2 protein-coding genes are annotated in these 1,138 nt (G+C 59.2%); both read left to right on the top strand.

Annotated elements, in window-relative coordinates:
- Nucleotides 1–548: helix-turn-helix domain-containing protein (locus NFU08_RS20805; protein ID WP_251425970.1), on the top strand; the 548-nt coding region annotated here is incomplete at its 5' end.
- A gap of 38 nt (nucleotides 549–586) precedes the next feature.
- A partial coding sequence (locus NFU08_RS20800) for an IS3 family transposase (protein WP_251425968.1) occupies nucleotides 587–1,138 on the top strand: 552 nt, incomplete at its 3' end.

The raw sequence follows: 1,138 nt of genomic DNA, 5'->3' as shown, positions 1-1,138 counted from the left end.
TGAACTGCTCCCCGAAAGTTGGACTGAGAAATCAGTTCTTACTTTCGGGGAGCAGTTTTATGCAGGACAGTAGTTCGTTATCTGAGGAACAGCGCGAAGCCGCGATAGCGTTGTTCGAGAATGGTTGGGGCGCGAAGGCAGCGGCGACGAGCCTAGGGGTCCGTTCAAAACCTGTCATCCGCATTCACAACCTGTGGAGAGTTCGCGGAGGTACGGCGCTAGTGACCAAATCAACCCATCGGCAGTTCACGTTCGAGTTCAAACTCGCCGCGGTCCGCCGTTTCCAAGCCGGAGAGAGCCAGGTCGCCCTGGCGAAGGAGCTTGAGCTGTCCTCCCCGGATCTGGTCAAGAAGTGGGCGCGGATATACCGCAACGAGGGCGAAGATGGCTTGCGCCCAAAAGTACGTGGCCGGCCGATCTCACCTCCCAAGGCGCCGACGGAACCAGAGTCGGAGCTGCAGCGGTTGCGCCGCGAGAACGAGCACTTGCGGGCAGAGGTGGCCTTCCTGGGAAAAGTAAACGCCTTGAGGGACGAGGAACAGCGCTGAAGGTCCGCGCTGTCATCGCTCTCAAGGCCGAACACCGGTTGGAAGTTCTTCTGGACGTCGCCGAGCTGCCTCGGTCGACGTTCTTCTATCACCAAGCCCGACTCCTTGCCCCTGACCCGCAAGCAGACCTCAAAGCCGTAATCACGAGTATCTTCAAGAAGAGCCAGGCCCGATACGGCCACCGCCGCGTCCACACCGAACTGGTCAAGCAAGGCTGGACGATCGCGAAGAAGACCGTGCTGAAGCTGATGCGTCTACTGCGCCTGGTCTGCAAGGTCCGGCGGAAGAATCGCTACAACTCCTACCGAGGCGAGCAGGGCATCGTGGCCCCAAACCTGTTGAAACGCCAGTTCGAAGCGGATGCGCCGAACCAGAAATGGGTGACCGATGTGACCGAATTCAGCGTCGATGACAGGAAACTCTACCTCTCACCGGTCATGGACCTTTTCGACCGGCAGATCATCTCCTACGCCATTGGAACCTCGCCCAACCTGGAGCTGGCCAACTCCTCATTGCGCGGCGCCTTAGCCACCCTGGAGGAAGGGCAGAAACCACTCGTGCACTCTGACCAGGGATTCCAATACCAGCAC

This window comes from Pseudarthrobacter sp. NCCP-2145 (assembly GCF_023708005.1).
GTDB classification, from domain to species: domain Bacteria; phylum Actinomycetota; class Actinomycetes; order Actinomycetales; family Micrococcaceae; genus Arthrobacter; species Arthrobacter oxydans.
Note: the sequence above shows the minus strand (reverse complement) of the source record. Positions and strands in the feature narration are given on the sequence as shown.